Source organism: Collinsella sp. CLA-SR-H006 (assembly GCF_040097075.1).
Lineage (GTDB): Bacteria > Actinomycetota > Coriobacteriia > Coriobacteriales > Coriobacteriaceae > Collinsella.
In genome coordinates, this window is record NZ_JBBNPD010000006.1 from 21428 (window position 1) to 45498 (window position 24071).

22 protein-coding genes and 1 riboswitch are annotated in these 24071 nt (G+C 59.4%); of the genes, 8 read left to right on the forward strand and 14 right to left on the reverse strand.

The annotated features are described in order from the left end of the window. Positions 1 to 291 precede the first annotated feature (291 nt). From AAA069_RS04690 to AAA069_RS04700, 3 genes are all read left to right on the forward strand, one after another. Positions 292 to 867 (forward strand): hypothetical protein, encoded by a 576-nt coding sequence (locus AAA069_RS04690; RefSeq protein ID WP_347478283.1) that lies wholly within the window; start codon positions 292 to 294, stop codon positions 865 to 867. Between the two features lie 106 nt (positions 868 to 973). Beyond that, positions 974 to 2725, forward strand: a complete 1752-nt coding sequence (locus AAA069_RS04695; RefSeq protein ID WP_349127692.1) for an energy-coupling factor transporter ATPase — start codon at positions 974 to 976, stop codon at positions 2723 to 2725. Beyond that, a complete protein-coding gene (locus tag AAA069_RS04700) occupies positions 2718 to 3464 on the forward strand; it encodes an energy-coupling factor transporter transmembrane component T (RefSeq protein ID WP_349105280.1) in 747 nt (248 codons plus the stop codon). The genes AAA069_RS04695 and AAA069_RS04700 overlap by 8 nt, the downstream gene beginning before the upstream one ends. A 125-nt stretch (positions 3465 to 3589) precedes the next feature. Here AAA069_RS04700 and AAA069_RS04705 read toward each other — a convergent pair whose 3' ends face one another. Together AAA069_RS04705 and AAA069_RS04710 are read right to left on the reverse strand one after the other, a co-directional pair. Next, positions 3590 to 4336, reverse strand: a complete 747-nt coding sequence (locus AAA069_RS04705; protein ID WP_349105278.1) for an aspartate/glutamate racemase family protein — start codon at positions 4334 to 4336, stop codon at positions 3590 to 3592. An 84-nt stretch (positions 4337 to 4420) separates the two neighbouring features. Further along, positions 4421 to 5677 (reverse strand): ATP-grasp domain-containing protein, encoded by a 1257-nt coding sequence (locus tag AAA069_RS04710; RefSeq protein ID WP_349105277.1) that lies wholly within the window; start codon positions 5675 to 5677, stop codon positions 4421 to 4423. A gap of 234 nt (positions 5678 to 5911) precedes the next feature. Here AAA069_RS04710 and AAA069_RS04715 point away from each other — a divergent pair, with 234 nt between their 5' ends. Both AAA069_RS04715 and AAA069_RS04720 read left to right on the forward strand, forming a co-directional pair. Further along, positions 5912 to 6544: an MOSC domain-containing protein gene (locus AAA069_RS04715; RefSeq protein ID WP_349105275.1), complete on the forward strand. Its 633-nt coding sequence runs from the start codon at positions 5912 to 5914 to the stop codon at positions 6542 to 6544. A 234-nt stretch (positions 6545 to 6778) separates the two neighbouring features. Continuing rightward, on the forward strand, positions 6779 to 7912 hold the full coding sequence (locus AAA069_RS04720) for a hypothetical protein (protein WP_349127693.1): 1134 nt from the start codon (positions 6779 to 6781) through the stop codon (positions 7910 to 7912). A gap of 37 nt (positions 7913 to 7949) precedes the next feature. Here AAA069_RS04720 and AAA069_RS04725 read toward each other — a convergent pair whose 3' ends face one another. The 7 genes from AAA069_RS04725 to AAA069_RS04755 form a co-directional block, all read right to left on the reverse strand. After that, positions 7950 to 9323, reverse strand: coding sequence for a protein kinase (locus AAA069_RS04725; RefSeq protein ID WP_349127694.1), 1374 nt, complete (start codon positions 9321 to 9323; stop codon positions 7950 to 7952). Between the two features lie 98 nt (positions 9324 to 9421). Next, a complete protein-coding gene (locus AAA069_RS04730) occupies positions 9422 to 9844 on the reverse strand; it encodes a hypothetical protein (RefSeq protein WP_022094127.1) in 423 nt (140 codons plus the stop codon). Between the two features lie 32 nt (positions 9845 to 9876). Further along, complete coding sequence (locus tag AAA069_RS04735) at positions 9877 to 10320, reverse strand: FxLYD domain-containing protein (RefSeq protein ID WP_347478277.1); 444 nt, start codon at positions 10318 to 10320, stop codon at positions 9877 to 9879. Positions 10321 to 10484: 164 nt separating this feature from the next. Beyond that, positions 10485 to 10754, reverse strand: coding sequence for a hypothetical protein (locus tag AAA069_RS04740; protein WP_349127695.1), 270 nt, complete (start codon positions 10752 to 10754; stop codon positions 10485 to 10487). A gap of 83 nt (positions 10755 to 10837) precedes the next feature. After that, positions 10838 to 11179 carry a HigA family addiction module antitoxin gene (locus AAA069_RS04745; RefSeq protein WP_055309779.1) on the reverse strand — a complete coding sequence of 114 codons (342 nt, stop codon included), beginning with the start codon at positions 11177 to 11179 and terminating at the stop codon, positions 10838 to 10840. Next, on the reverse strand, positions 11151 to 11432 hold the full coding sequence (locus AAA069_RS04750) for a type II toxin-antitoxin system RelE/ParE family toxin (protein ID WP_349090803.1): 282 nt from the start codon (positions 11430 to 11432) through the stop codon (positions 11151 to 11153). The genes AAA069_RS04745 and AAA069_RS04750 overlap by 29 nt, the downstream gene beginning before the upstream one ends. A 102-nt stretch (positions 11433 to 11534) precedes the next feature. Beyond that, positions 11535 to 12722: an N-acetyldiaminopimelate deacetylase gene (locus AAA069_RS04755; RefSeq protein ID WP_349127696.1), complete on the reverse strand. Its 1188-nt coding sequence runs from the start codon at positions 12720 to 12722 to the stop codon at positions 11535 to 11537. Positions 12723 to 12866: 144 nt separating this feature from the next. Next, positions 12867 to 13035: riboswitch (Lysine riboswitch) on the forward strand. 65 nt (positions 13036 to 13100) lie between these two features. On the opposite strand from AAA069_RS04755, the gene dapA reads away from it, so the two are divergent. The 3 genes from dapA to dapD are packed head-to-tail and all read left to right on the forward strand — an operon-like array spanning position 13101 to position 16902. Next, the gene (gene dapA / locus AAA069_RS04760) at positions 13101 to 15410 is read left to right on the forward strand and encodes a 4-hydroxy-tetrahydrodipicolinate synthase (RefSeq protein ID WP_349127697.1); all 2310 of its coding nucleotides are present in this window, start codon (positions 13101 to 13103) and stop codon (positions 15408 to 15410) included. Beyond that, positions 15403 to 16143 carry a 4-hydroxy-tetrahydrodipicolinate reductase gene (gene dapB / locus AAA069_RS04765; RefSeq protein ID WP_349090806.1) on the forward strand — a complete coding sequence of 247 codons (741 nt, stop codon included), beginning with the start codon at positions 15403 to 15405 and terminating at the stop codon, positions 16141 to 16143. Before dapA ends, dapB begins: the two co-directional genes overlap by 8 nt. 39 nt (positions 16144 to 16182) lie before the next feature. Then, the gene (dapD, locus tag AAA069_RS04770; protein ID WP_230317452.1) at positions 16183 to 16902 is read left to right on the forward strand and encodes a 2,3,4,5-tetrahydropyridine-2,6-dicarboxylate N-acetyltransferase; all 720 of its coding nucleotides are present in this window, start codon (positions 16183 to 16185) and stop codon (positions 16900 to 16902) included. Positions 16903 to 17156: 254 nt separating this feature from the next. Here dapD and AAA069_RS04775 read toward each other — a convergent pair whose 3' ends face one another. The 5 genes from AAA069_RS04775 to AAA069_RS04795 form a co-directional block, all read right to left on the reverse strand. After that, positions 17157 to 18161 (reverse strand): nucleoid-associated protein, encoded by a 1005-nt coding sequence (locus AAA069_RS04775; RefSeq protein WP_316367139.1) that lies wholly within the window; start codon positions 18159 to 18161, stop codon positions 17157 to 17159. Between the two features lie 110 nt (positions 18162 to 18271). Further along, the gene (locus AAA069_RS04780) at positions 18272 to 19432 is read right to left on the reverse strand and encodes an Mbeg1-like protein (protein WP_349090807.1); all 1161 of its coding nucleotides are present in this window, start codon (positions 19430 to 19432) and stop codon (positions 18272 to 18274) included. A 126-nt stretch (positions 19433 to 19558) separates the two neighbouring features. Continuing rightward, positions 19559 to 20509, reverse strand: coding sequence for an L-lactate dehydrogenase (locus tag AAA069_RS04785; protein WP_349127698.1), 951 nt, complete (start codon positions 20507 to 20509; stop codon positions 19559 to 19561). 201 nt (positions 20510 to 20710) lie between these two features. Beyond that, the gene (locus AAA069_RS04790) at positions 20711 to 21874 is read right to left on the reverse strand and encodes an aminotransferase class I/II-fold pyridoxal phosphate-dependent enzyme (RefSeq protein WP_006234344.1); all 1164 of its coding nucleotides are present in this window, start codon (positions 21872 to 21874) and stop codon (positions 20711 to 20713) included. Positions 21875 to 21992: 118 nt separating this feature from the next. Further along, positions 21993 to 23993: an NAD(+) synthase gene (locus AAA069_RS04795; RefSeq protein WP_349127699.1), complete on the reverse strand. Its 2001-nt coding sequence runs from the start codon at positions 23991 to 23993 to the stop codon at positions 21993 to 21995. Between the last annotated feature and the right edge of the window lie 78 nt (positions 23994 to 24071).

Sequence of the window (24071 nt, forward strand, 5' to 3'; positions counted from 1 at the left end):
CACTTTGCTGTGCTATAGTGCAGCGCAACAGCAACAAGGTGCGACCGCGCCACGGCATCATGAAAGGAGCCACCGACATGAAGAACACGATGAAGTCTCTCAACAACTGGTGGTGGCGTGATGCGAATACGATCGGTCGACAGTGAGTCCCTCACGCCTGCTTTTGCGCTCTAGGTGATTGGAAGGCCTCCGGTTTCGACCGGGGGCCTTTTTCTATCTCGAGCCCGATCGCATTCGCATCACGCGCCTCCGTTTTTCTCTTACACTCCCCTTTTTGAAAGGATTTTCACCATGTCTCAGAACACCACCGCCACCGCCCAGCCCCGCACCGTCCAGACCGCCGACCGCGGCAAACTCGATGTCCGTGCCCTCGTCCTGCTCGCCATCCTGCTCGCCGCCGGCTTCATCCTCAACTTCACCGTCGGCAAGGCAGTCTCGAGCATTTCGGGCGGTATGATCAGCCCCGAGTTCATCATCTCGGCCTTCTGCCTCACCATTCTGGTCGTTCGCCCCAACATCGGTCAGGCGCTCGTCATTGGCCTCATCTCGGCTGCCGTGATCCAGATCACCACCACTTCGCCGTTCGTCGATTTTGCCGCCGAGGGCATCGCCGCCATGCTCATGGCCGGCATCGTCAACGCCGCCGGCAAGAACGGTCAGGTCAAGCCCGCCATCGCCATTGTTGCAACCTTCCTGACCACCTTTGTCTCCGGCGTCATCTTCATGGTCATCAAGATGGCCATGCTCGGCGTGGTAGGCGAGCTCGCCGCCGCCATGCTGCCCGTCGTTGCCATGACCGCCGTCTTTAACGCCATTCTGGTCGGCGCCCTCTACCTGCCCATCCAGAAGGCCCTGAAGCTCAACTAACCCACAGTGAGCCATCGGTAAAGACTGTCCCAAACGACTAGCTTTTGGGGACGTTCTTAAACGACTGGTCATTTAAGAACGTCCCCAATGACTATGAAAGGTATCCATGGAAACGATCATCAACGTCGACGATGTCTCGTTCTCCTATGGCACGCAGACCGAGCAGGCGCTCAGCCACATCTCACTCAGCGTGAACAAGGGAGATTTCATCGGCATCATCGGGCCCTCGGGCGCCGGCAAGTCCACGCTTGCCGCCTGCCTGTCGGGCGCCGTGCCCCACCACTACACCGGCACGTTCTTTGGGTCCGTCATGGTCGACGGCCACGACACCTGCGAAGTCTCGCTCACCGACGTGTCGCAAATCGTCGGCAGTGTGCTACAGGATATCGACACGCAGATGGTCGCTTCGATCGTCGAGGACGAGATGCTCTTTGGCCTCGAGAACTTTGGCGTTCCCCACGACCAGATCGAGCAGCGCGTGAGCGAAACGCTCGAGACCGTCGGCATCAGCGACCTGCGCGACCGCGAGATCGCCACGCTCTCGGGCGGACAGAAGCAAAAGGTAGCCATCGCCGCCATCCTCGCCATGCGCCCGCACGTCTTGGTTCTCGACGAGCCCACCGCGGCACTCGACCCCGCCAGCTCCACGTTGGTCTTCGAGACGCTGCGTGAGGCAAACCGCGCACTTGGAATCACCATCGTCGTCGTTGAGCAAAAGGTCGCCCTGCTCTCGGAGTACTGCAACCGCGTGCTCGTGCTCAACCATGGCGAAATTGCGCTGCAGGGCGAGCCACACGAGGTCTTCGCGCATACCGACGAGCTCCGTGCCATCGGCGTCGACTGCCCTCGCGTCACGCGTATCTTCAATAGCCTCGAGGCCGATGGCATGGTAAGCGGTACCCCCTGCTTGGATGTCGATGAGGCCGAGCGCCTGATTTCGGGCATCGTCGACCCCGCACGCGCGGCTATCGAAGCCCAGGCGCCCGCCGGTTCCCCGCATGCACCGTCGTTGCGCCCTCATGCCAAGGACGCCGAACCCGTACTCACCTTCGACCATGTTGAGTTTGCCTATCCCAATGGCGGCGCCGCCGTACACGACCTTAGCCTGACGCTCTATCCTGGCGAGCTCGTGGGCATCGTCGGCCAAAACGGCGCCGGCAAGACCACGCTCACCAAACTGCTCACAGGCCTGCTTAAGCCCGCCTCGGGCAGCGTGCGCGTCACGGGACTGGATACCGCAGCCGTTCCCACGAGCCGCATCGCTCGCGAGGTCGCGACCCTCTTCCAAAACCCCGACCGCCAGATCTGCAAGGACACCGTGCTCGACGAGGTCGCCTTTGGCCTGGAGCTTACCGGCATCGACCGTGCCGAGGCGCTGCGTCGCGCCCAGCTCGTCATCGACCGCTTTGGCTTGCCGGCCGACGAGGCGCCCTTCTCGCTCTCGCGCGGTCAGCGACAAATGGTGGCGCTTGCCTCCGTCGTAGTGGTTGAGCCCAAGATCGTCGTGCTCGACGAGCCCACGAGCGGCCTTGATTACCGCGAGTGCATGACCGTCATGGAAACGGTGCGCACCATGGCCGAGCGCGGTTGCGCCGTTATCATGGTCTGCCACGATATGGAAGTCGTCTCGGATTTTGCCGAGCGCATTGTGGTAATGGCCGACGGTCGCATCCTCGACCGCGGCCGCACGCACGAGCTATTCTCGAACATCGATCTCATGCGGCGTGCCTACGTGGAGCCTCCCCAGGTTATTGAACTCTCGCGCCGTCTGGCATCTTCCGTCTCGCCCGCTTTTGCGCAGGTGAGCGAGGTCACCGATGTCGTTCGAATTACCAAGGAGATGGTCCACCGTGGTTAACGTCATCGACTACATGCCGGGCGATACGCTGCTGCATCGCCTGAATCCCGTCGTCAAACTGGGCCTCGCTGCCGCCATCATCGTCGGCATCTTCTTGTCCGACACCTACGTGGCGCTGCTGGGCTTTTTGGCACTCACCCTTGCGCTGGGTGCCTATGCCGGCGTCGTCGACCGTCTGTTCTCGCTGCTCAAGTTGCTGATTCCGCTCGCGCTTATCATGCTGGTGCTCCAGCTGGCCTTTATGCGCGATGGCAACGTGGTATGGGGTTTTATCACCGACACGGGCCTCATCACAGGATCGAAGGCCTGCCTGCGCCTGCTGGGTGTGGCGTTACCACTCATCCTCATGCTCATGGTGACCAAGCTCAACGACCTTGCCAACGCCTGCGTCGAGGTGCTGCACGTACCGTATCGCTATGCCTTCACCTTTACCACGGCGCTGCGCTTTGTGCCGGTGTTTGGTCAGGAGATGAACGCCATCATGGAGGCGCAGACCGCACGCGGCGTCGAGTACGACACCAAGAACCCCATCAAGAAGCTTAAGCTCATGTTGCCACTGTGCGTGCCGCTGCTCATCTCGAGCGTGGGCAAGACCGATGCCACAGCCTTGGCGGCAGAACAGCGCGGCTTCTATCTGCGTACGCGCGCCAGCTCGTACAAGCGCTACCCCATCAAGGGCCTGGACATCGCCGTGCTCATCGTCAGCATCGTCCTCATCGCCATCGGCTTCCTGTTCTAGTTCACCACCGACAGCAACCGCCCAACGCAAAAGGCCTCGGCTCGCACCAAACGAGCCGAGGCCTTTACTGTTTCACCAGATAAAACCTACCAAAATTAACCTGTCCCTTTTTGGCAGGTCGGAAGCTAGAGGCGATAGAGAGCGCCGCTGCGGATGATGGATTCGCGCACCAGGACATCCATGGCGTCGAGGGTGATCTCGGGCATCTCTCGGTACTTCTGCAGCACCGATAGCTCGGTGCAGGCCAGAATGACACGGTCGCAGCCGCTACGGGCGAACTCCCACATCACGCGGTCGAACTTATCCATATCGGGCTCACGTCCGGCCTTCACATCATCGTAGATAAGCGACATCACATCGTTCTGACGTTTCTCGCTGGGATAGACAACCTCAACACCCGCAGCCTTACATTCGCGGCCGTAGACGCCCGCGCCCACGGTTCCGTCGGTGCCCATGATGCCAATCTTGTGCACTGGCTCGGCCGGCATACTCAGGTTGGGGTCGAACTCGCACTCCCCCATCACCGCACCGGCCAGAGCATAGCGCACCGACTCACGCGGCATATGGATAATCGGCACCTTCGTAAACGACTGGATCTGGTCGTAGAAGTAGTGCGACGTGTTGCAGGGAATGGCAATGTGCGCACAGCCCAGCGACTCGAGTGCCTGGGCACACTCTTTCATGGTCGCCAGCAGCTTAGCATGCTCGCCGGTCTTAATGGCCAACGTGCGGTCGGGCATGGTCGACTTGGAGAGCACCACCATGTCGATATGTTCCTGATCGCAGGCAGCAGCCGTATGACGCACCACCTGGTCGTAGTAATACGACGTGGCCTCGGCGCCCATGCCGCCGATAACTCCCAGCTTTTCCATCGCCGCCTCCTTGGTGACGCTTGCGCAATTGCGCGTATCATACCCGCGCCCGCCCGATGCAAACCGGACGGGCGCCGCGCTCATCTACTTGTAATACGTCTTGAACAGCTTAAAGTGGCGCAGCTTGGTGTGCCACATGCGCAGCCAGCGGTTAAAGACAAAGTCGCCCTTCATAAACGAAGGGTCGGCGCCCTTACCTTCCCTGTCCAGGCGATGCACCTTCGCACGCAACTCGGGATCCTTGACGTACTTGTCGACGACGCCCATGGGGACGACCATCCACAGGGCCTCGTCCTGAGCCGTCACAAACTCCGGCTCAAACGGACGGTTGAACACATACTCGTCCACCACATACTTGGCAACGTTAAAGCCGCTGTTGGTAACGTAGTAGTTGCTGCGGCCCTGGCGCGTGTTGAAATCGAAGAACTTAAACGAGCCGTCGCGCTCGTCGTACTTAACGTCAAAGTTGGAATAGCCCACAAAGTGAAGGTCCTCGAGCAACTTGCGCACGCCGCCCATGAGCTCGTCGTTGGGCTCGGTAATGATACAGGCATGGTTGCCAACACCGTGGGGCTGATGCTCCTCGAGCAGCACATGGCCCAGGCACATCATGCGCACCTTGCCGTTGCGGTCGGAATAGCTGGTGAGCACGCGCATGTACTCGTCGTTGCCGGGCACGCGGTCCTGCAAGATCAGATCGTCGGTGTAGCCGCTGGCATACGAATCGCGAATGACCTGTTCCAGCTCGGCGCGGTCGGCAATCTCATAGGCCTTCTTCTGACCCTCGAACTCATGTTGCCACCACATGATGCCGTCAGAAGGCTTCAGAATCATCGGGTAAGGAAAATCGATCTGGTCGAGCACTTCGGCAGGCGCCTCACCCTGGGCATTAAGCATCGCCTTGGTAAAGGTAAACGTGTGCGGATAGGGCACACCATGCTTCTCGCACAGCTCGTAGAAGATCTCCTTCTTCTGGCACTGCTCGAGCATGCTGTAGGGCGCGTAGGGAGCGACGATGTTATCCGCCAGCTCATGAGCATCTTTGGCTTGAGCCACGAGAGCGACATAGTTGTCGCCACAACCCACAAGGACAATCGTCTTGTCGGCATGCGCTTGGGCAATGCCGTTGACGGTTTTGAGCATCACGGGCATGGTGTCGATATCCACGTTGGGCGTGTAGTCGATAATCTGGCTGCGGTACGCGGGACCCGTCTGATACTTGCCAAAGACCAGACTCTTGACCTGGTACTCCTCGTAGAAGGCGCGCGCCACCGAATAGGCGTTGATGTCGCCACCAAGCAGCACGGGAATGAACTCGCGCTCTGTAAATTGCAATGCCATGGAAACTTCCTATCATGAACTGCCCACACAACGGGCGGTCTTTGCGCAACTGATTTATTCTAGCGTGCCAAGCCGCCGGCGCCCAAAGCTCCACCGTATCTATGGCAATCGACGTAATCGTCCAGCACGAAGGCCAGCACGAAGACGGCGCTCACCGTTGTATGACAATGGGCAATGAACCTACCATTGTTGTAGGATTCAGCGTATTGACATCCTCAAACGAAAGGCGCACACGTGCCCCAAGACCATCCGACCGATAATCCTATCCTCAATGCCGCGAAGCGCGAGCTGGCGGAACGTGCGAAAGCGACCGCTCCCCTGTGCACGGCAAACGACGCCTACAACGGACCCGCCCGCATCGTCTCGATCAACACGTCGGCACACAAGGGCACGCGCAAGTCGCCCGTCGCCGATGGACACGACACCGTTATAGAGCAATTTGGCCTCGCCTCCGACGCACACGCCGGGCATTGGCACCGTCAGGTTTCCTTTTTGGCCGCAGAGTCCATCCAGACGGCGCAGGCCCGCGGACTCGATGTGCGCAAGGGTGACTTCGGAGAGAACTTCACAACCCGGGGCATCAACCTGCTCTCGCTCCCCTTGGGCACACAGCTCAAGCTTGGCAGCGAGGTGCTTGTCGAAATCAGCCAAATCGGCAAGGTCTGCCACACACGCTGTGCCATCTACTATCTCGCCGGCGACTGCATCTTTCCCCACGAGGGCGTTTTTGGCGTGGTACTAAAGGGCGGAGAGGTCTACGCCGGCGACGATATCCAGGTAATCAAACTCGGCGACGGCACCTGTTCGTTCACCCCCGCCGAGGCCCTCGAAGAGATTGAGCAGGCTCGCCAGAAGGGCACGCTGTAGTTATAAAACCCCACGTTGAGATGGCTTTTACAGCCCAAAACCCCTCTCAAACAGAGCTCTGTAACGTTAAAGTTGAACTCTATGGTTTCTCAACAATTCATCATAACTGCAGGTCAAAGCCAAAGCCTCAAGTTCAACTTGACCCTTTGGAACCTTTAAGGTTCAAGTTGAGGTCGAAAGCAGTAGTAGAATACCGTTCGAACCATAACCTACGATTGATTGCAGAGGGACTGGATGCAGCATTCGAATCATCGCACCGCAGCGCTCATTGCGTCGAAGCCGGCTCGTATCATCACGAGCGCCGTGCTCGCCGTTGCGCTGACGGCCACGCCGATGCTCTCCCCCGTTGCGGCGTATGCCGCCTCGCAGGCAACGCAGGACCAGCTTTCCGCAGCCCAGCAGAAGATTGAAGCCGCCACGAGCGCCTACAACGACGCCCGCACCAAACTCGATGACCTGCAAAAGCAGATTGATTCCAATGAGGCAAGCATCGAGGAAATCGAGGCTAAGCTTCCCGAGCAGCAGGCCAAGGCAAGCTCCGCCATGCGCGATCTGTACAAGTATCAGAAGGGCACCAATCCTATCGTGAGCTTCCTGGTCAATGCGCAGAGCCTGGGCGAGTTCATCACGACTTGCAAATACACCAACCAGATCACGAGCTCGAGCGTCGACGAGATCGAAGAGCTCAATAACATGCAAACCGAACTCGAGCAGAACAAGGCTGAGCTCCAGCAGGCCAAGTCTCAGCTTGAGGCAGAGCAGAAAAACGCCGAGGATGCGCTGGCGCAGGCCCAGCAGCTCCGCAGCGAGGCACAGGCAAAAGCCGAGCAGGAAAATGCCGCCGAGCTTGCCAAGCTTGAGGCCGATAAGGCCGCTGCCGCCGAGAAGCTCTTGGGCGAGGGCGTAAGCGGCAGCAATTCCAGCAGCCAGGCCACCAACACCAACACCACCATCGACACCACGGTGAACAGCTCCAATACTGGTAGCTCCGATTACGATTCGTTCATTAATGAGTGGACAGGCCGCATCGACAATTATCTCGCCGGCTCCCCCATGGCAGGCCAAGGCTATAACTTTGCCGTCGCCGCTTGGAATACCGGTGTCGACCCCCGTTGGTCCCCCGCCATCGCCTGCATCGAGAGCACCAAGGGTGCTTATTGCGCCAATTCTTACAACGCCTGGGGCTGGAGTGCACGTGGCGGCGGTTGGCGCAGCTTTGGCAGCTGGAGCGAGGGCATCTCCGCTCACGTTGCCTATCTGGGCGCCAACTACGGCTCCACCCTTACCCCGGCAGCGGCCAAAAAGTACTGCCCGCCCACGTGGCAGGACTGGTACAACAAAGTCGCCGCTCAGATGAACCGCATCTAAGTGCAACTGCAAAGGGCCCCAATGGGGCCCTTTTCTTTTAGGTGGCGGAAGTATCGACGACGCCGGTCGCATTGGCAACCGCGACTATGACAATCATGCATAGGAGCAGCACACCCAATGCCTTGAGCCAGAGTTTCGCGAGTTTCTTGCCGCGATAGCTGTCGAGCAGTGCGAATCGCCGACGAAGACGGCGCTTATCGAACAGCGCAAAATGCATAAGCACCATAAGGCCATCGACAAAGAAAAAATACTCGATTATGAGAAGCCACGTCGGGTAGCTTTGGTTTGCTCCGGTGGGGTGAAAGACGGCAAAGTGACTTCCGACAAAGAACACAAGCAACGAGAAGCAGACGAGCGTATTCCAAATGCGCCCCAGAGACTCCGGAACGCGAGAGAGCAGGCCGCATGCAGCGGAGGCGGCAGGCCTAGGAAGCCCTGCGGGGTTCTGGAGCCCTTGGGGCGTCAACGCCGTCTCCGAGGCCGGAGTACGGACAGGCGCAGGAGGCCGCACGGGGCGACTCAGATCGTATGCCGCGCGCGTCGCCCGTCCCAACGCTTCCGCACTCGCAAAACGCTTGGCCGGGTCGAGCGCCATCGACATGCAGATGACATCGGCAAGTGGAGTGGGAATGCCGCGCGCCTCGCATTGCTCGCGCATGTCGAGCCCTGGTTTAGGGGCGACTCCCGTCAAGCAGAAGAACAGCAGAGCGCCAAGTGCGTAGACGTCGCTGCGCACACTCGTCTGCCCAAACCCATACTGTTCGGGCGGTGCATAGGGTCGCGTGCCAAACTTGACGGTGTCGGCATCGGCGCCATCGCGCCATACGCGCGCGATCCCCAAGTCGATAATCACCAGCGATGAAAACGTCAGGCCGTCATCAGGCGTATAGTTGGCACCTGTCACGATGATATTCGACGGCTTGAGGTCGCGATGGATCACCGGCGCCGACGTCTCCCCCGCCATTGCAAAACCGGCATGGAGCTCGCCCACGGCGTCGCAAAGGGCAGGATACAATTCACGTGCATAATCGGGGGTAACTCCCAGACGGTCCACCAGCGCCCCGAGCGTCTCCCCTTCGATGTATTCCATAACCACGTTAAGCTCATCGCCTACATGACGACAATCGACGATTCTGGGCAGGTGCTCAAAACGCCTGCCTGCCCGCTGAGCGGCAAACAGGCGCTCGTATGCCCCGCCGATTTGAGCCGAAGCATCGATGCGTTTACGGACAAAGGGGCCGAGCGAACCACCGCCGGTTCCTTCAAAGTACACGAGCTCGGTTGTTTCAACGGACGAGCGCTTAAGTACACGCTCCACGCGATAGCTGTCGTCGCGATCGAGCGACGCCAGGTGCTCGGCAAGCGCTGCGGTTAGCTCGTCATCGGAATATGTTGGGGTCTGAGTATCCATAGCCTCCATCATAGCGCAGGGCGCAGACACCCCATGGCATCCGCGCCCCGTTCGTTTGCATCGTTGTTCGGCAGCTCCGCCGGCTCAGATATCAGCCGCTAACTCACCGTCTCCTCGCCAAAGCGATACAGCTCCTCGTTGACCTTTTGGAGGCTGCACCCGCGATCGATGCAAAAGATGATAATCGCATCGCGGCGGTCCTTGCAGTTAAGGACGCTTACCCCGGCAGCCGTCAGCGCACGGTTAGTCTCTTTGAGCGTCAGCGCCATCGCAAAGGCAATCTGCAGCACCTTATTGCGGCTCGGATGCCGCGCACCGGTAAAAATCTGATAGCCAAAGGTCTCATTGAGATCGGCCATACGAACCACGCGCGAGCGCTCCAAGCCCTTTTCCTGCAGTAGCTGCTTCAGGTAGTTCGAAAGCGACGGGGCGGCAAAGTCGTGTTCTTTGATATAGCCATCGATGTTTGGCGCGTCGAGAAGCTCATTGAGTAACTCGTCAGTCAGCTTTTTATCGGGCATACGACTTCACCTCCCCCAGTGCATACAACATGCTAGAAACCGCTTACGTCCGAACGCTCCCAACTGGCGACCTGATCGGGAGACACCGTGCCCAGCGCCTCGAACTTCCAGGAGCCGCCCGCCTTCAGATGATTGGTGTTTGCAAGAGCCGTTCCAACCTGGTTGCCATCAGCATCATACAGAACATACTCAATCTGAATGTAGCTCTTTTCCTTGTCCGTGTTATTGGTCAGCGTCCCCGTGATCTTATAGGCAAACTGATTGGAAGTGTCTTCAGCCTCGTCAGCAATGGTATACGGTTCTTGCGGTTCTTTTTGCTCCTCAGCCTGCTGTGTCGTCTCGGCAGGTTTTGCCGAATCGCTCGCAGGCGAATCGGTTGAGTTGCCGCCCATAGAGCCCACGGCACCGACAATAACCAGCACCACGATGACGCCTAGGACAATCTTACCGATCGGCTTCTTTCCCTCTTTTGCCATTATTCATCCTTCCTACGATCCGGCTACCGTGCCGGCACACAGCACATCGTAGGAAGGATTAAACTTGAATTCATTAGCTGAGAGCTAAGGTTGCGGTAAACGGCCAATGCAGTTATCCAAACGCCGAGCAAACGCACTTTGCGCGACCGTCTGCCGGCAGCGCATCAACCCACCGTGACGGATTCCCCGGTAAAGGCACTGACCATCAACAGGACAAAGAACACCAGGTAGCTGACACTCAGCGGGTACGCAATGACCAGGAATACAACCCAGCCGACATTGGTTTTACCGTCGGCACGGCGTCGCTCGCGATTGCGGCAGAGCCAAATCGTCACGCCGATGGCAGTGATAAACAGTACGAGTGCCGCCGCAGCCAGCCCAGCAAGCGCAAACATCACGCCAATGCTCACAGCAATAACCGGAAGCAACAACAAGCCGCATCCACACCCACCGGGACTATAAACGGCAGACTGTCGGCGTCGTTCCATCGTCACTCCAACCTCAATATCTTTGAGCACTACAACGCAGCGGCCTGCTGGACAGGAACGATCTTATTCAGCTCCGGTTCGATCCGCCTTTTCTCGGCCTCAAGGTCAAACGCCACCTGAGCGCGCAGCCAATAACCATCCGTCAGGCCAAAATAACGGCAAAGACGGAGGTCGGTGTCGGCCGTCACGCGACGTTTTCCCAAGACAATCTGCCCGATACGCTGAGCCGGAATCCCAGTCTCTTTCGCAAGGCGATATTGAGAAATGCCCATGGGAACAAGAAACTCCTCTTTGAGAAGCTCACCGGGAGTCACCGGCGACAGCAAATCGGCCGAAGTCTCATCACTTGTGATAATCGACGATTTCGACATTCCAAGCCATCTCCTGTCTCCACTCAAAACAGACCCGATAGCGCTCGTTAACACGGATGCTATATTGACCGGCACGAACGCCCTTCAAAGCTTCCAGGCGGTTGCCCGGTGGAACGCGAAGATCATCAAGCGAAGCACAAACCTGCAGTTGGCGAATCTTCCTCAACGCAACACGCTCAAAGGGCACGAACCTCCTGACCCGCACACCCATGGCAAAGCGTTCGGTATCCTCATCTTTATACGATGCAATCATAGTATCGCCTTACGTTAGTAACGTCAAACGTTTCTATAGACTTACATCTCTATTATATCGTACGTTTGTTCGTGTTTTCTAGAACAAATAGTCCTTCACGCCTTAGTCAAGCGAAAGTAATCGTTTGTAGACATCGAGGCCTTTGAGTAGGATTTCCTCGTCAAAGAGCATGCTATCGGTATGCAGGGCGCTTGTGGCATAGGCGGGGCAGCCATCCGAATCACTCGGGTTGTCTTGGCCCTCCGGCACGCCCGTGCCCAGCAAGAAGAACACGCCCGGCAGATGACGTTGATAGAACGCGAAATCCTCGGCGATCAGCAGCGGCTCGTCCACAAGTTGCAGCTCGGACAAGGCAGGCGCAATGCAGGCAAACAGCTCGGGGTCGTTATCGACTGGCGGATAGCCCTCGGCAAAGTCGAGATCGTACGTACAGCCTGTTTCGGCACAGGCATCGTCCAGCACGCGGCGTACGCCCCCGCGCGCACGGTCGAACATGGCGTCCGTAAACACACGCAAGCTACCGGCAACATGGGCCTCCCCCGCCACCGCATTGCAGACGGTGCCTGCCTGCAGCAGGCCGAACTTGCCAATGCAGGGCTCGTCGGTGCCCAGTTCGTCCATCAGCTTGCGCTCGGCAACCAAAAACTTCGCTGCCGCCAACGCGGCATCGTGCGACTCCCCAACCGGCACACCATAGGTCTTAGCGATATGGATGCTCGTCCCGTGAATATGAATGTGCGTCTCACTCGAACGCGCCAGCAACGGACCGGGGCAGCTCGCCAACGTGCCGGCGGGCAGATCGGGCCACACGTGGAAGCCGAAGATGCGATCCGCCCCGTAGCGCTCGAACACGCCGCTCTCGCACACCGTCTTGGCACCACCAGTCGTCTCCTCGGCCGGCTGGAACACAAAGAGTACGTTGCGCCTAATGGCGCCCGGCTGCTCGCGAATCGTACGGTCGACATACGTCGCGGCGGCAAGTGCCATGGCCATGTGTCCGTCATGTCCGCAAGCGTGCATCTTGCCGGGATGCGTCGAGGCAAAGGCCGCACCCGTCGCCTCCGCGATGGGCAGCGCATCCATATCGGCGCGAATCGCCGTGGCACGCGCGGCACCAACGCCAGCGTCGAAGAAAGCGCAGACGCAGCTGGGACACGGATGGGTCACCTCGCAAGCGAGCGGCGCCAACACGCCCTCGATATAGGCGATAGTCTGCGGAAGATCGAAATCGAGCTCCGGAATGCGATGGAGATCGCGGCGATAGCGACGGAGTTCTTGGAGCTCGGTCATAGAGAATCCCTTCGTAAGGCACATCTGTTGCAACTTATTGTGATACAGGATTGTGGCACACATGTTTCCAGCATATTGCTGCATTTTTTAAACGTTATATACAAATACTCTTGTTTGGTAAAGTGCAACGTGATAGGGTCTTTACCACTTGATAGAGGCGCGGGCACGAAGAACCGCGGGCGAGCCAGCAGGCTTTGACCCCGTGGGGAGGCGAAACCCGCCGAACTGGGTTTTTCGGGCACGAACAACCTGGTGGGCCTGTGGGAAACACCCACAGGACTGTCTGCAGCAATGCGGGAGCGCTATCCGGACATTGGGTCCACGCTATGCGGATTCGATGCGCAGATGGCGCCGTCTGGATAGCGAGGTTTACGGGACATGGCATTGACCCCCAACGAGGCATATGCGGCCAAGCAGCCGTTTGTGGACAAGGAGACACTCGAGCATATCGTCGAGCAGTTCCCCACGCCGTTTCATCTATACGACGAGGCAGGCATCCGCCGTAACATGCAAGAAGTGCGCGACGCCTTTGCATGGAACCCAGGCTTTAAGGAATACTTTGCCGTCAAGGCCAACCCCAACCCGGCGCTCATCTCCATTCTCAACGAATACGGCTGCGGCTGCGATTGCTCGAGCTATACCGAGCTTATGATCGCCCGCTCACTGGGTATCACGGGACACGACATCATGTTCTCGTCCAACGACACGCCGGCTGCCGACTTTGAGCTCGCCGACAAGCTGGGTGCCATCGTCAACTTTGACGACATCAGCCACATCGAGTTCTTTGAGCGCGTTGCGGGGCCCATCCCCAAGACGGTCAGCTGCCGCTTTAATCCAGGCGGTCTGTTCCAGCTCTCCAACGGCATCATGGACAACCCGGGCGACTCCAAATATGGCATGACCACCGAGCAGCTCTTTGAGGCCTTCCGCATGCTCAAGGCCAAGGGCGCCGAGAATTTTGGCATCCATGCCTTCCTTGCCAGTAACACCGTCACTAACGACTACTATCCCAAGCTCGCACGCATCCTCTTTAAACTTGCCGTGCGCCTGGAGCGCGAGACCGGCGCACATGTCGCCTTTATCAATCTGTCCGGCGGTGTGGGTATCCCCTACCTGCCCGAGCAGCAGGCTAACGACATTCACGCCATCGGTGAGGGCGTACACGCAGCCTACGACGAGATTCTGGTCCCCGCCGGCATGGGCGATGTGGCGATCTGCACCGAGATGGGTCGCTTTATGATGGGCCCCTACGGATGCCTGGTCACCAAGGCCATCCACGAGAAGCAGATCTACAAGGACTATATCGGCGTGGACGCCAGTGCCGTCGATCTGATTCGTCCTGCCATGTATGGCGCTTACCACCACATTACGGTGATGGGCCAGCCGGGTGGCGACGACAAGACCACAGCGCCCGTCACGGACACCTACGACATCACGGGCAATCTGTGCGAGAACAACGACAAGTTCGCCATCGATCGCGAGCTGCCGCATATCGACATGGGCGACCTGCTTGTGATCCACGATACCGGCGCGCATGGCTACTCCATGGGCTACAACTACAATGGACGCCTGCGCTCCGCCGAGGTCCTGTTGCGCCCCGATGGCTCGGCCGACCTCATCCGCCGCGCCGAGCGCCCGGGCGATTACTTTGCCACGCTCGACGTGCTGCCGAGCGGCCGAGAGCTGCTGGCCAAGTCGCGCGCCGAAAGTGCCCGCCGTCGCGCCCAAGACGAGCGCCTGGCAGTCGCCGCCCAATGGAACAAACGCATCCAGATCGCGGACGCGAAGGAGAAGAACATGGACATCCGCAATCTCGAGGGCTCAATCGTCGCCCTCGTCACGCCGTTTAAAAAGGATGGCAGTGTCGACTTTGACGCACTCGAGCGCCTTATCGATTTCCACCTGCAAAACGGCACCGACGCCATCCTCACCCTGGGCACCACCGGCGAGAGCGCCACGATGACCGACGACGAGGACAACTCCGTCGTCGCCGCCGTGGTCAAGCATGTTGCAGGACGCGTCCCCGTCATTGCCGGCTCGGGCTCCAACTCCACGCAGACCATGCTCACCAAGTCGCTTACTTACCAGGGCTTGGGAGCCGACGGCCTGCTGCTCATTACCCCCTACTACAACAAGTCCAACGAAGAGGGTATCTATCAGCACTTTAAGACCGTCGCCGATGCCGTGAACATCCCCTGCATCCTGTACAACATCCCCGGCCGCTGCGGCTGCGGTATCAGCGAGCGCAACGTAGAGCGCCTGGCCGCGCACCCCAACATCATGGGTATTAAGGAGGCCTCGGGCAACGTCGCCTACGCGGCCAAGATCGCCCACCTGCTGTCAGACGACTTTCGCATGTACTCGGGCGAGGACGCGCTTACCGTGCCGCTCATGAGCCTGGGCGCCTCGGGCACCATCAGCGTGTGGGCAGACGTGCAGCCGCAGCTCGTGCATGACATGTGCCGCGCCTATTTGGACGGTGACGTGGCGCGTGCCCGCGATATCCAAATTGCCGGCCAGCCGCTCATCAATGCCCTCTTTAGTGAGGTCAACCCCATCCCCGTCAAAGAGGCACTCGCCCAGATGGGTATGATCGAGGCAAACTACCGTATGCCGCTGTGCCCCATGGCAGACGACACGCGCGCTGCACTTACCGATGCTCTGAAGGGAGCTGGTCTGCTTGATTAAGACCGTCATTATGGGAACGGGCCGCATGGGCTCGCTCATCCGCACCACCGCCGAGGGCGTTGTCGACGCCGCCGGTCAACCCGTTTTTGATATCGTGGCCCAGATTGGCTTCGATTTGAGCAAGCTCGAGAACGCACCGGCTGCCGATGTGATTATCGACTTCTCGAACGTCGTGACCTTCGATGCCGTCGTCGCCTATGTCGAGCGCACGGGCGCGGCGTTGGTCTCGGGCACCACAGGCTACACCCCCGAGCAGATGGACCGCCTGCGTGAGCTGGGCCAGAACACCCGCGTTATGCACTCGGGCAATTACTCCATCGGCATCGCAGCCCTGCGTCATCTAGTGGCCCAGGCCACACGCGAGCTGCCCGGCTTTGACTGTGAAATCGTCGAGACGCACCATAACCAAAAGGTCGACGCCCCCAGCGGCACTGCCAAGTTGTTGCTCGACGCCGTCGTCGAAGCTGAACCCGAGGCAGGCTACCACCCCGTCTATGGCCGCGAGGGCATGTGCGGCGCGCGTGACCCCAAGGAGATCGGCATGCACTCGCTGCGCGGGGGCACCGTCGCCGGCGTGCACGAGGTGAGTTTCTTTGGCCAGGACGAGGAGGTCACGCTCACCCACCGCGCCACGAGCCGTCAGATCTTTGTCAACGGCGCCCTGGCAGCCGCGCAGAAGCTCGTCGCCCGCGAACCCGGCTTCTACAACTTCGACCAGGTCATGTTTGCCTAACCAGGTATCAACCGAATCCACCCAAAGGAGAGATAGCAAATGAGTAACGCAGCCGAGATGGATGCACAAGAGATTATCAACTACATCGCCACCGCGCCCAAAAAGACGCCCGTCAAGCTGTACGTGCGCGAAAAGCCCGGCATGAAGGTTGCCTGGGGCGACGCACATGTCTACGGCGGTCGTCGCGGCAAGACCGTCTTTGGCGACTGGGATGAGCTTAAGGCCATCCTGGACGCCAACGCCGATTCCATCGATTACTACGATGTGGAGAACGATTGCCGCAACTCCGCCGTGCCCATGCTCGACCTTAAGGGCATCAACGCCCGCATCGAGCCGGGCGCGATCATCCGCGACCGCGTCGAGATTGGCGACCGTGCCGTCATCATGATGGGCGCCATCATCAACATCGGCTCCGTTATCGGCGAGGGTTCCATGATCGATATGGGCGCCGTGCTGGGCGGTCGCGCCACCGTGGGCAAGAACTGCCACATCGGCGCCGGCACCGTGTTGGCGGGCGTCGTGGAACCCGCAAGCGCCACGCCCGTCATCATCGAGGACGATGTCATGATCGGCGCCAATGCTGTGGTCCTGGAGGGCGTGCACGTGGGCAAGGGTGCTGTAGTTGCCGCCGGCGCCGTGTGCGTCGAGGACGTCCCCGCCGGTGCCGTCGTGGCCGGTGTCCCCGCCCGCGTCATCAAGATGCGCGACGAGAAGACCAACAGCAAGACCGGCCTGGAAGAGGGCTTACGTCAACTGTAGGGTTACGCGGTTTTCACCAAACCGCGTAACTAGTCGACGCTGCAAACGCCCCAGAGCGGCAATCTGACGTTCAATCGTCGGGCATGACCAAAAGGTCAATGCCCCCCTCTTTCACGTCACCTTGCTCGCTCTGGGGCGTTTTCGCTGACGTATGCCCAACCTGCGGCGCAATGTCAGCAACCAAGCCGAAAACAAAAAAGACCGAAGTCCCGAAGGGCTTCGGCCTTTGTTTTTCTGCAACGTCCAAGCGCAGCTTATCGATTCTCAATACTTCCGATGTTCTTGAGCTCGATGGAAATGAGGCCGTTGGGCTCATTGACGAACTCAATGTACTCGGAATTCGAACCCATCTCTGCCGGGAAGCTGATCTCGATGCCCGTATCGGTACGAATCTTGTGATTGCGCACCGCCGCGCGTTCGACCTGCTTGCGCTCCACGGGCACACGCTCAGGCACCTTCTCCTCGGTCAGTGCCGCGCGCACGCTCTCCTTGATGACCGGCTCGTCCTCAAAGACCTCATCGACGATATCCCAAGGGGGCAGTTCCTCGTCATCCTCAACTTTCTCGGCAACAGCAGCCTTAACCTTGGCGAGTGCTACAGCCGTGTTGGCACCGTGCTCCTCGGCGACTTCCTCGACCACACGCGTCACGGTGTCGATGACCTCCTTGCCCGATACGCCCGTGTCGCACTGCAGCAGGCCATCGGGGATAAGCATACGGTCCTCGCCGGCGATCTTGCGTTTCTTGTCCACATAGCCGATCTCCATGGTGCTCGCGCGCACGATGGCATAGCTCGGCACCTTTTGCGAGGGGTTCGGCAGAATGGCGTAGTGGCGCGCGATGTCGTTGCGCACCTCCCCTTCCTCGCGGCCCACTTCGTGCATAAAGGCCTGCTTGGAGCCCAGCAGCATCACGGCAAACCAGCGGGCATCCTCATCGTCGTCAAAATCAGCCACGAGCACGTCGGTGGACTCAGCTTTCTCGGCCTTGGTGAGTTCGGAAGAGATGAACTCCGCAATCTGCTGCGACAGGTCCACGAACTCACGCTCACCAAAGAAATAGCTCTTGAGCTCGCCGCCGAATGCGGAGTTCTCGGCAAACGTGGCACGCTTGTTATCGGCCGAAGTGCGCGCGCGACGCAGATGTGTGGTCACGAAGTTGCGGACAGTACGGCTTTCGATATCCAACTCGCGCTGGCTCATGACGTTGACGGCAGAGTCAAAGTCCAGGATATGCAGAATCGCGTGATTGATTTTCATATACGGCATTCCGTTCTAGATCGATTTCGGCACGAATCAGTATAGCGGTCGAGCCCGCCCCAGGCGCTTCGAAGATTGGTGCATCGGGGACAGGTTGCTTGCACCAATGGTTAGCGCAGGAGCTCGGACTGCCAAGCCTCGAGCTGTTCTGCCAAACTCTTGCCGGCAGCGGGCATGTCGATCTGAGGTCGTTTGGGCAGCAGTGCGCATTTAAGGATTGCTACGATGGTCTGCGAGACAAAGCGTCGTGTATCCTCGTCAAAGCCTTGCGCAGCCTGGAGCATCACGGGCAGGCTCTCGCGCAGATTCCCAGCGATATCCGCAAACCGCTCAGCACCCGTAGCCTCAAACACGGAGAACAACGCATCTACAAAACGCTCGCGTTCGCTAGGCGACACTGCAAGCAACATCTCGCGAATGGAACCATCAACGTATCGAGCACCGGCAGACAGGCGCTCACAGTACACGAAGTCGTGACCATCAACCACCCAGCTAAAGGGATTGTGCTGCAGCAGGCTGAACTCGGTGCTCTCAACGATGGCATAGTCCTCCTGTGTCTCGAACATCATGCCAAAGATCGACGACCGAGGTAGCGTCTTGTCGATTCGACCGGAAAGATCGGCAAAGGCGTTGCCGTTCAGAAACTCCTCGACGAAGCCCGGACCATCATGGGAATACGCCCGTTCGATTCGCTCACGGGCGACATCGGAGCACATCGCCGCACCGTACACCGCAAGGTTTCCGCCCTTGGAATGACCTCCGCACAAAAGCGGCCCGTCAATCGCATCCGCCGCCTCGTCCACATAACGTGCCGCGGATTCCTGGGCCGGCACAGGACACCGGAACGCCATGTTAAAGTCTTCTTTCCAGCCCACAATCGTACTATCGGTCCCCCGGAAGGAAAGATAACTAAACCCTGCCGGAAACCGGAACGCCATGGCTGCAAACTGCTCTGTCGCCACCACATCGCTCACGACACGATAGCCGCAAACGTGCACGCCACGGTAGCGAGGACTTGCTGCCACGGCCTCCAGCAAGGCCCTGCTCCCCTCTGGGTCCCACAAGTCGTCAATCATGTCCCGGTAGCACTCGGCACGCAGCAGCTCGCGTACGTCTAGGCCCTGCCAGTTCGTCAGCTCCGCCATATCACCCGGCAAACGCAAATAGGACAACCACGCAAAGACCAGGCTGTCCACCGCGCAGAACGGCCGCTCCTCAAACGGATCAAACGCCGTCTGGGCATAGGTCAAAAAATTAGGCGAATCCGACATGGCCCTCCCATCAACTATGGTGTATTGGGATGGTGCATTGGGGTCAGGTTACTTTGCACCAAAAGGCGCCCGGGCCGTGTGGACCCGGACGCCTTCATTGTAGCTTTTCGCTCTAGCGAGCTTGATTTAGCAGGAGAAATCGACGCTGTCGATGATGTCCTTGAGGGCCTTGGCGGAGACGGTGAGCTCATGCTGCTCGTCATCGTTCAGCGGCACGGGGACGCGGCAGACAACGCCGTCGCGGCCAACGACAGTCGGCATGGAGATGGCAAGATCGGACAGGCCATACTCGCCCACCATGAGCGAGGAGACAGGCAGAACGGTCTGCTCATCGCGCATAACGGCGGTGCAGATGCGCTTGACGGCCATGGCGACGCCATAGTAGGTGGCGTGCTTCTTCTCGATGATGGTGTAGGCGGAGTTCTTGACGTCCTCAGCGATGCGCTTCTCGGCAGCCTCATGCTCCAGGTGGCCGTGAAGCTCACAGAAGGTGTTCAGCGGAACGCCGGCAACCTGAGCGCTGGACCAAGCGACAAACTCGGAGTCACCGTGCTCGCCCATGACATAGGCCTGGACATCGCGCGGGTCAACCTCGACGTGGGCACCAAGCATCTGCTGCAGACGGCCAGTGTCGAGCACGGTGCCGGAGCCGATGACATGGCCCTCGGGCAGGCCGGACATCTTGATGGCGGCATAGGTCAGAACATCGACCGGGTTGGAGACGATTAACAGAATGCCGTTGAAGCCGGACTTCTTAATCTCGGGAATAATGGACTTGAAGATGCTGACGTTCTTGTTGACCAGGTCCAGGCGGGTCTCACCGGGCTTCTGGGCAGCGCCAGCGGTGACGACGATCATGGCGGCGTCGGCGACATCGGAATAATCGCCGGCGTAGATCTTCATCGGCTCGGCAAATGTCATGCCGTGCGCGATATCCAGGGCCTCACCCTCGGCACGATTCTTGTCCACGTCGATGAGGACCATCTCGGAGAACAGACCACTCTGCATCAGCGCGAACGCCGAAGACGAACCGACGAAACCGCAGCCGACAATAGCGACCTTCTTCTCGTTAACCATTAGAAACTCCCATCTCTCTCCACAAACAAGCCGCCCGGGAACGACCCGAGCGGCTTGCCGTAATCCCAATACATCCAATCGGGACTTTGATTATGCTCCTATTCGCAGCCAAAAATCGACCGTTTACCGAAATTGTTTGCAGAATTCGTAAAATAACTGCACGAAATCGGTTTCGAGCTATTGACGGGTCGAAATAGGTTTCTAATACAGGCCAGCCTCGCGAATGGCCTCGACAGCCAAAGCGATCTGATCGGGCGGCAGGACCAGTGCCATACGCACGTGCCCCTCGCCCGAAGGGCCAAAGCTCGCGCCCGGCGTCACCACAACGCCGGCCTTCTCCATAAGCTCCTCGCAAAACGCCATGGAATCGGTGCGACCACCGGGAAGCTTGGCCCACACAAACATAGAGCCATGCGCGTTGGGACGCTCCCAGCCCAGGCCCTCAAGACCGTCGCACAGGGCATCGCGGCGTTCCTGGTACTTCAGACGCTGCGCCTCGACCTCATCGCGCGGACCGTTCAGGCAGGCGATGGCAGCCTTCTGAATCGGGAAGAACATACCAAAGTCGATCTGGCCGCGCAGCTTGGCAAAGGCCGAGACCACATCCTCGCGACCGACCAAAAAGCCGATGCGTGCGCCGGTGACGTTAAACGACTTAGAGAGCGAGAAGAACTCCACGCCCACCTCGAGCGCGCCAGGGTACTGCAGGAAGCTGCCACCCGGCTCGCCGTCGAACACGATATCGGAGTAGGCATTGTCATGCACGATCAACAGATCATGCTCGCGGGCAAAGGCGATAATCTCCTCGTAGACCTCGGGCGTGCCCACCGAGCCGACCGGGTTCGCGGGCAGCGACACGATCATATACTTGGCGCGATCGGCCACCTCGGGATCGATGCCCGCCACATAGGGCAGGTAATTGTGCTCGGCAACCAACGGATAGTACTCGAGCTTGGCATCGGCGATCTTGGCACCCGCCTCAAAGACCGGGTAGCACGGATCGGGAACCAAAATAGTGTCACCCGGATCGAGCAGGGCCAGGCCCAAATGACCCACGCCCTCCTGCGTGCCGTTGCACGACTGCACCATGGACGGTGTAATGCCCGAAACGCCAAAGCGGCGCTCATAGTAGTCGCACACGGCTTGCTTGAGTTCCGGCAGGTCACGCAGGGCATACTTCCACATCTCTGGGTCCTGCGCAGCCTGGGTCAGCGCCTCGACCACGTGGTCGTACGGCTTAAAGTCGGGCGTGCCCACGCTCATGTTATAAATGGTCTTGCCCTGAGCCTTCAGTGCGAGAAGCTTGTTGTTGAGCGAGGCGAAGACCTCCGCGCCAAAGCGGTCGAGACGCTGCGATGCCTGCATGGTGCCACCTTTCGATATAAAAAACGCGGCGCTCCGACAAGAGCGCCGCGCGATACGGGCCATCAGATTGCAAAAGTGTAACGCTTGCAAACCCCGTATTGGTTCAATTTGGCCAACCTTAGTCAATTGGATTGAGCGCGTCGATCCGCGCAAGCCACAGACGCGAACTGGCGTCACTCGGCATACGCCAATCGCCGCGCGGGCTGAGCGTCACCGAGCCCACCTTGGGACCATCGGGCAGGCAGCTGCGCTTAAACTGCTGGGCAAAGAAGCGACGATAGAACGTACGCAGCCACGTGTAGACGGTCTTGGCGTCGTAGACGCCCTCGAAGCTCTTGAGCGCCATGCGGTAGATCTTGCCCGGCTCAAAGCCAAAACGCAGCAGGTAGTAGAGGAAGTAGTCGTGCAGCTCGTACGGGCCCACCAAATCCTCAGTCTTCTGCGCAATCTCGCCGTCGCCCGTGGGCGGCAGAAGCTCGGGGGACACCGGCGTATCGAGGATATCGAGCAAGACCTCGGCAATGCGCCCGCCAAAGACATCGGCCGCATAGCGCACCAGATGGCGCACAAGCGTCTTGGGCACGCTCGCGTTGACGGCGTACATGCTCATGTGGTCGCCGTTATAGGTAGCCCAGCCGAGCGCCAGCTCCGACAGATCGCCCGTGCCGATGACAAAACCGCCAGCCTGGTTGGCCAGGTCCATCAGAATCTGCGTACGTTCGCGCGCCTGGCTGTTCTCGTAGGTTACGTCCTGCACGGCCGGATCGTGCTCAATGTCCTTGAAGTGCTGTTCCACGGCCGCGTGGATCGAAACCTCGCGGAAGCTCACGCCCAGGTCGCGAGCGAGCGACTCGGCATTGGACTTGGTGCGATGCGTCGTGCCAAAGCCGGGCATGGAGACCGCCGTGATGCCCGTACGCGGCAGTCCCAGCGCATCGAAGGCACGCACGGTCACAAGCAGTGCCAGCGTGGAGTCCAAGCCGCCCGAAAGGCCGATGACCGCAGCCTTGGTGCCCGTGTGGGCAAGGCGGGTCTTGAGGCCAGCAGTCTGCAGGTCGAGGATGGTCTCGCAACGCTCGGCCAGGTCGCCATGGTCGGCCGGCACAAAGGGCGCACGGGGAAAGACGCGGTCGATATCGCAGGCGTTGCGCAGAACAGGCTCTTTGGCCAGCACGCCCTCAAACGAAAACTCAACGATCGTGGCCTCCGGCGCATCGTCCGCGCGCGTCCACGTCGTCGAGCGGCGGCGCTCGGCAACCAGGCGGTCAAGATCGACATCGGCCACCGCCATATCGCAGGTGAGGAGCTTCGTGGCGGCGAGCTTAGATCCGTTTTCATAGACGAGGTTCTCGCCCGCAAAGACCATATCGGTCGTGGACTCGCCCTCACTCGCGTCCGCATAGGCATAGGCGCAGTACAGGCGCGCGCTCTGGTTGGATATGAGGCTGCGTCGGTAATCTGCCTTACCGATGATCTCGTCGGAAGCGGAGGGGTTGAGAATCACCGTGGCACCGGCAAGCGCCATCTCGGTCGAAGGAGGTGCCGGCACCCACAGGTCCTCGCAGACCTCAATACCGAGCACCAGGTCCTCGGCGCCCTCATCACAGCAACGGTAGACAAGCCCCGAACCCAGCGGGACCGTACCCTGACCGGCAAATTCAACCCACACGGGATCGGTAGGTGCCGGCGCAAACCAACGGCGCTCATAGAACTCGCCATAGTTGGGCAGATACTTCTTGGCCGTGAGGCCCAAAAGCTCGCCCGCGCAGCACACGGCGGCGCAGTTGTAGATATTCTCGGCAACTGCAACGGGAAGGCCGATGGTAAAGACAATCGGCAGCTCACGAGTCTCATCGAGGATATGCACCAAAGCAGCCTCGCAGGCATGCAGTAATGTGCGGTTATGGAACAGATCGGCCGCGGTATAGCCGCACAAGTTAAGCTCGGGCAGCACCAGCGCGCGAACGCCGCGCTCGGCAGCATCGCGAACAGCCGCCAGCGCAACCTCGGCATTACCCTCGACATCGGCGACGCGAATCTGCGGCGACGCCGCCGCCACACGCAAAAAGCCATCGTTCTTATTAGTCGAAACGCAGCATTGCCTTGTTGATCTGGACACTGGAGGCCCCTTCTACCCTGAGATTCAGTCTAACGGACGTTCACATATCTCTAACTAGCCAAAGCAACCTCCCAGTTT

Excerpts from the sequence above, each read along its gene's own strand:
- AAA069_RS04775 (WP_316367139.1), bottom strand. The coding sequence starts at position 18,161 with ATGAAAATCAATCACGCGATTCTGCATATCCTGGACTTTGACTCTGCC.
- dapA (WP_349127697.1), top strand. The coding sequence starts at position 13,101 with ATGGCATTGACCCCCAACGAGGCATATGCGGCCAAGCAGCCGTTTGTG.
- AAA069_RS04705 (WP_349105278.1), bottom strand. The coding sequence starts at position 4,336 with ATGGAAAAGCTGGGAGTTATCGGCGGCATGGGCGCCGAGGCCACGTCG.
- AAA069_RS04710 (WP_349105277.1), bottom strand. The coding sequence starts at position 5,677 with ATGGCATTGCAATTTACAGAGCGCGAGTTCATTCCCGTGCTGCTTGGT.
- dapD (WP_230317452.1), top strand. The coding sequence starts at position 16,183 with ATGAGTAACGCAGCCGAGATGGATGCACAAGAGATTATCAACTACATC.
- AAA069_RS04755 (WP_349127696.1), bottom strand. The coding sequence starts at position 12,722 with ATGACCGAGCTCCAAGAACTCCGTCGCTATCGCCGCGATCTCCATCGC.
- AAA069_RS04690 (WP_347478283.1), top strand. The coding sequence starts at position 292 with ATGTCTCAGAACACCACCGCCACCGCCCAGCCCCGCACCGTCCAGACC.
- AAA069_RS04780 (WP_349090807.1), bottom strand. The coding sequence starts at position 19,432 with ATGTCGGATTCGCCTAATTTTTTGACCTATGCCCAGACGGCGTTTGAT.
- AAA069_RS04735 (WP_347478277.1), bottom strand. The coding sequence starts at position 10,320 with ATGGCAAAAGAGGGAAAGAAGCCGATCGGTAAGATTGTCCTAGGCGTC.
- AAA069_RS04695 (WP_349127692.1), top strand. The coding sequence starts at position 974 with ATGGAAACGATCATCAACGTCGACGATGTCTCGTTCTCCTATGGCACG.
- AAA069_RS04790 (WP_006234344.1), bottom strand. The coding sequence starts at position 21,874 with ATGCAGGCATCGCAGCGTCTCGACCGCTTTGGCGCGGAGGTCTTCGCC.
- AAA069_RS04720 (WP_349127693.1), top strand. The coding sequence starts at position 6,779 with ATGCAGCATTCGAATCATCGCACCGCAGCGCTCATTGCGTCGAAGCCG.
- AAA069_RS04745 (WP_055309779.1), bottom strand. The coding sequence starts at position 11,179 with ATGTCGAAATCGTCGATTATCACAAGTGATGAGACTTCGGCCGATTTG.
- AAA069_RS04750 (WP_349090803.1), bottom strand. The coding sequence starts at position 11,432 with ATGATTGCATCGTATAAAGATGAGGATACCGAACGCTTTGCCATGGGT.
- AAA069_RS04725 (WP_349127694.1), bottom strand. The coding sequence starts at position 9,323 with ATGGATACTCAGACCCCAACATATTCCGATGACGAGCTAACCGCAGCG.
- AAA069_RS04730 (WP_022094127.1), bottom strand. The coding sequence starts at position 9,844 with ATGCCCGATAAAAAGCTGACTGACGAGTTACTCAATGAGCTTCTCGAC.
- AAA069_RS04785 (WP_349127698.1), bottom strand. The coding sequence starts at position 20,509 with ATGGTTAACGAGAAGAAGGTCGCTATTGTCGGCTGCGGTTTCGTCGGT.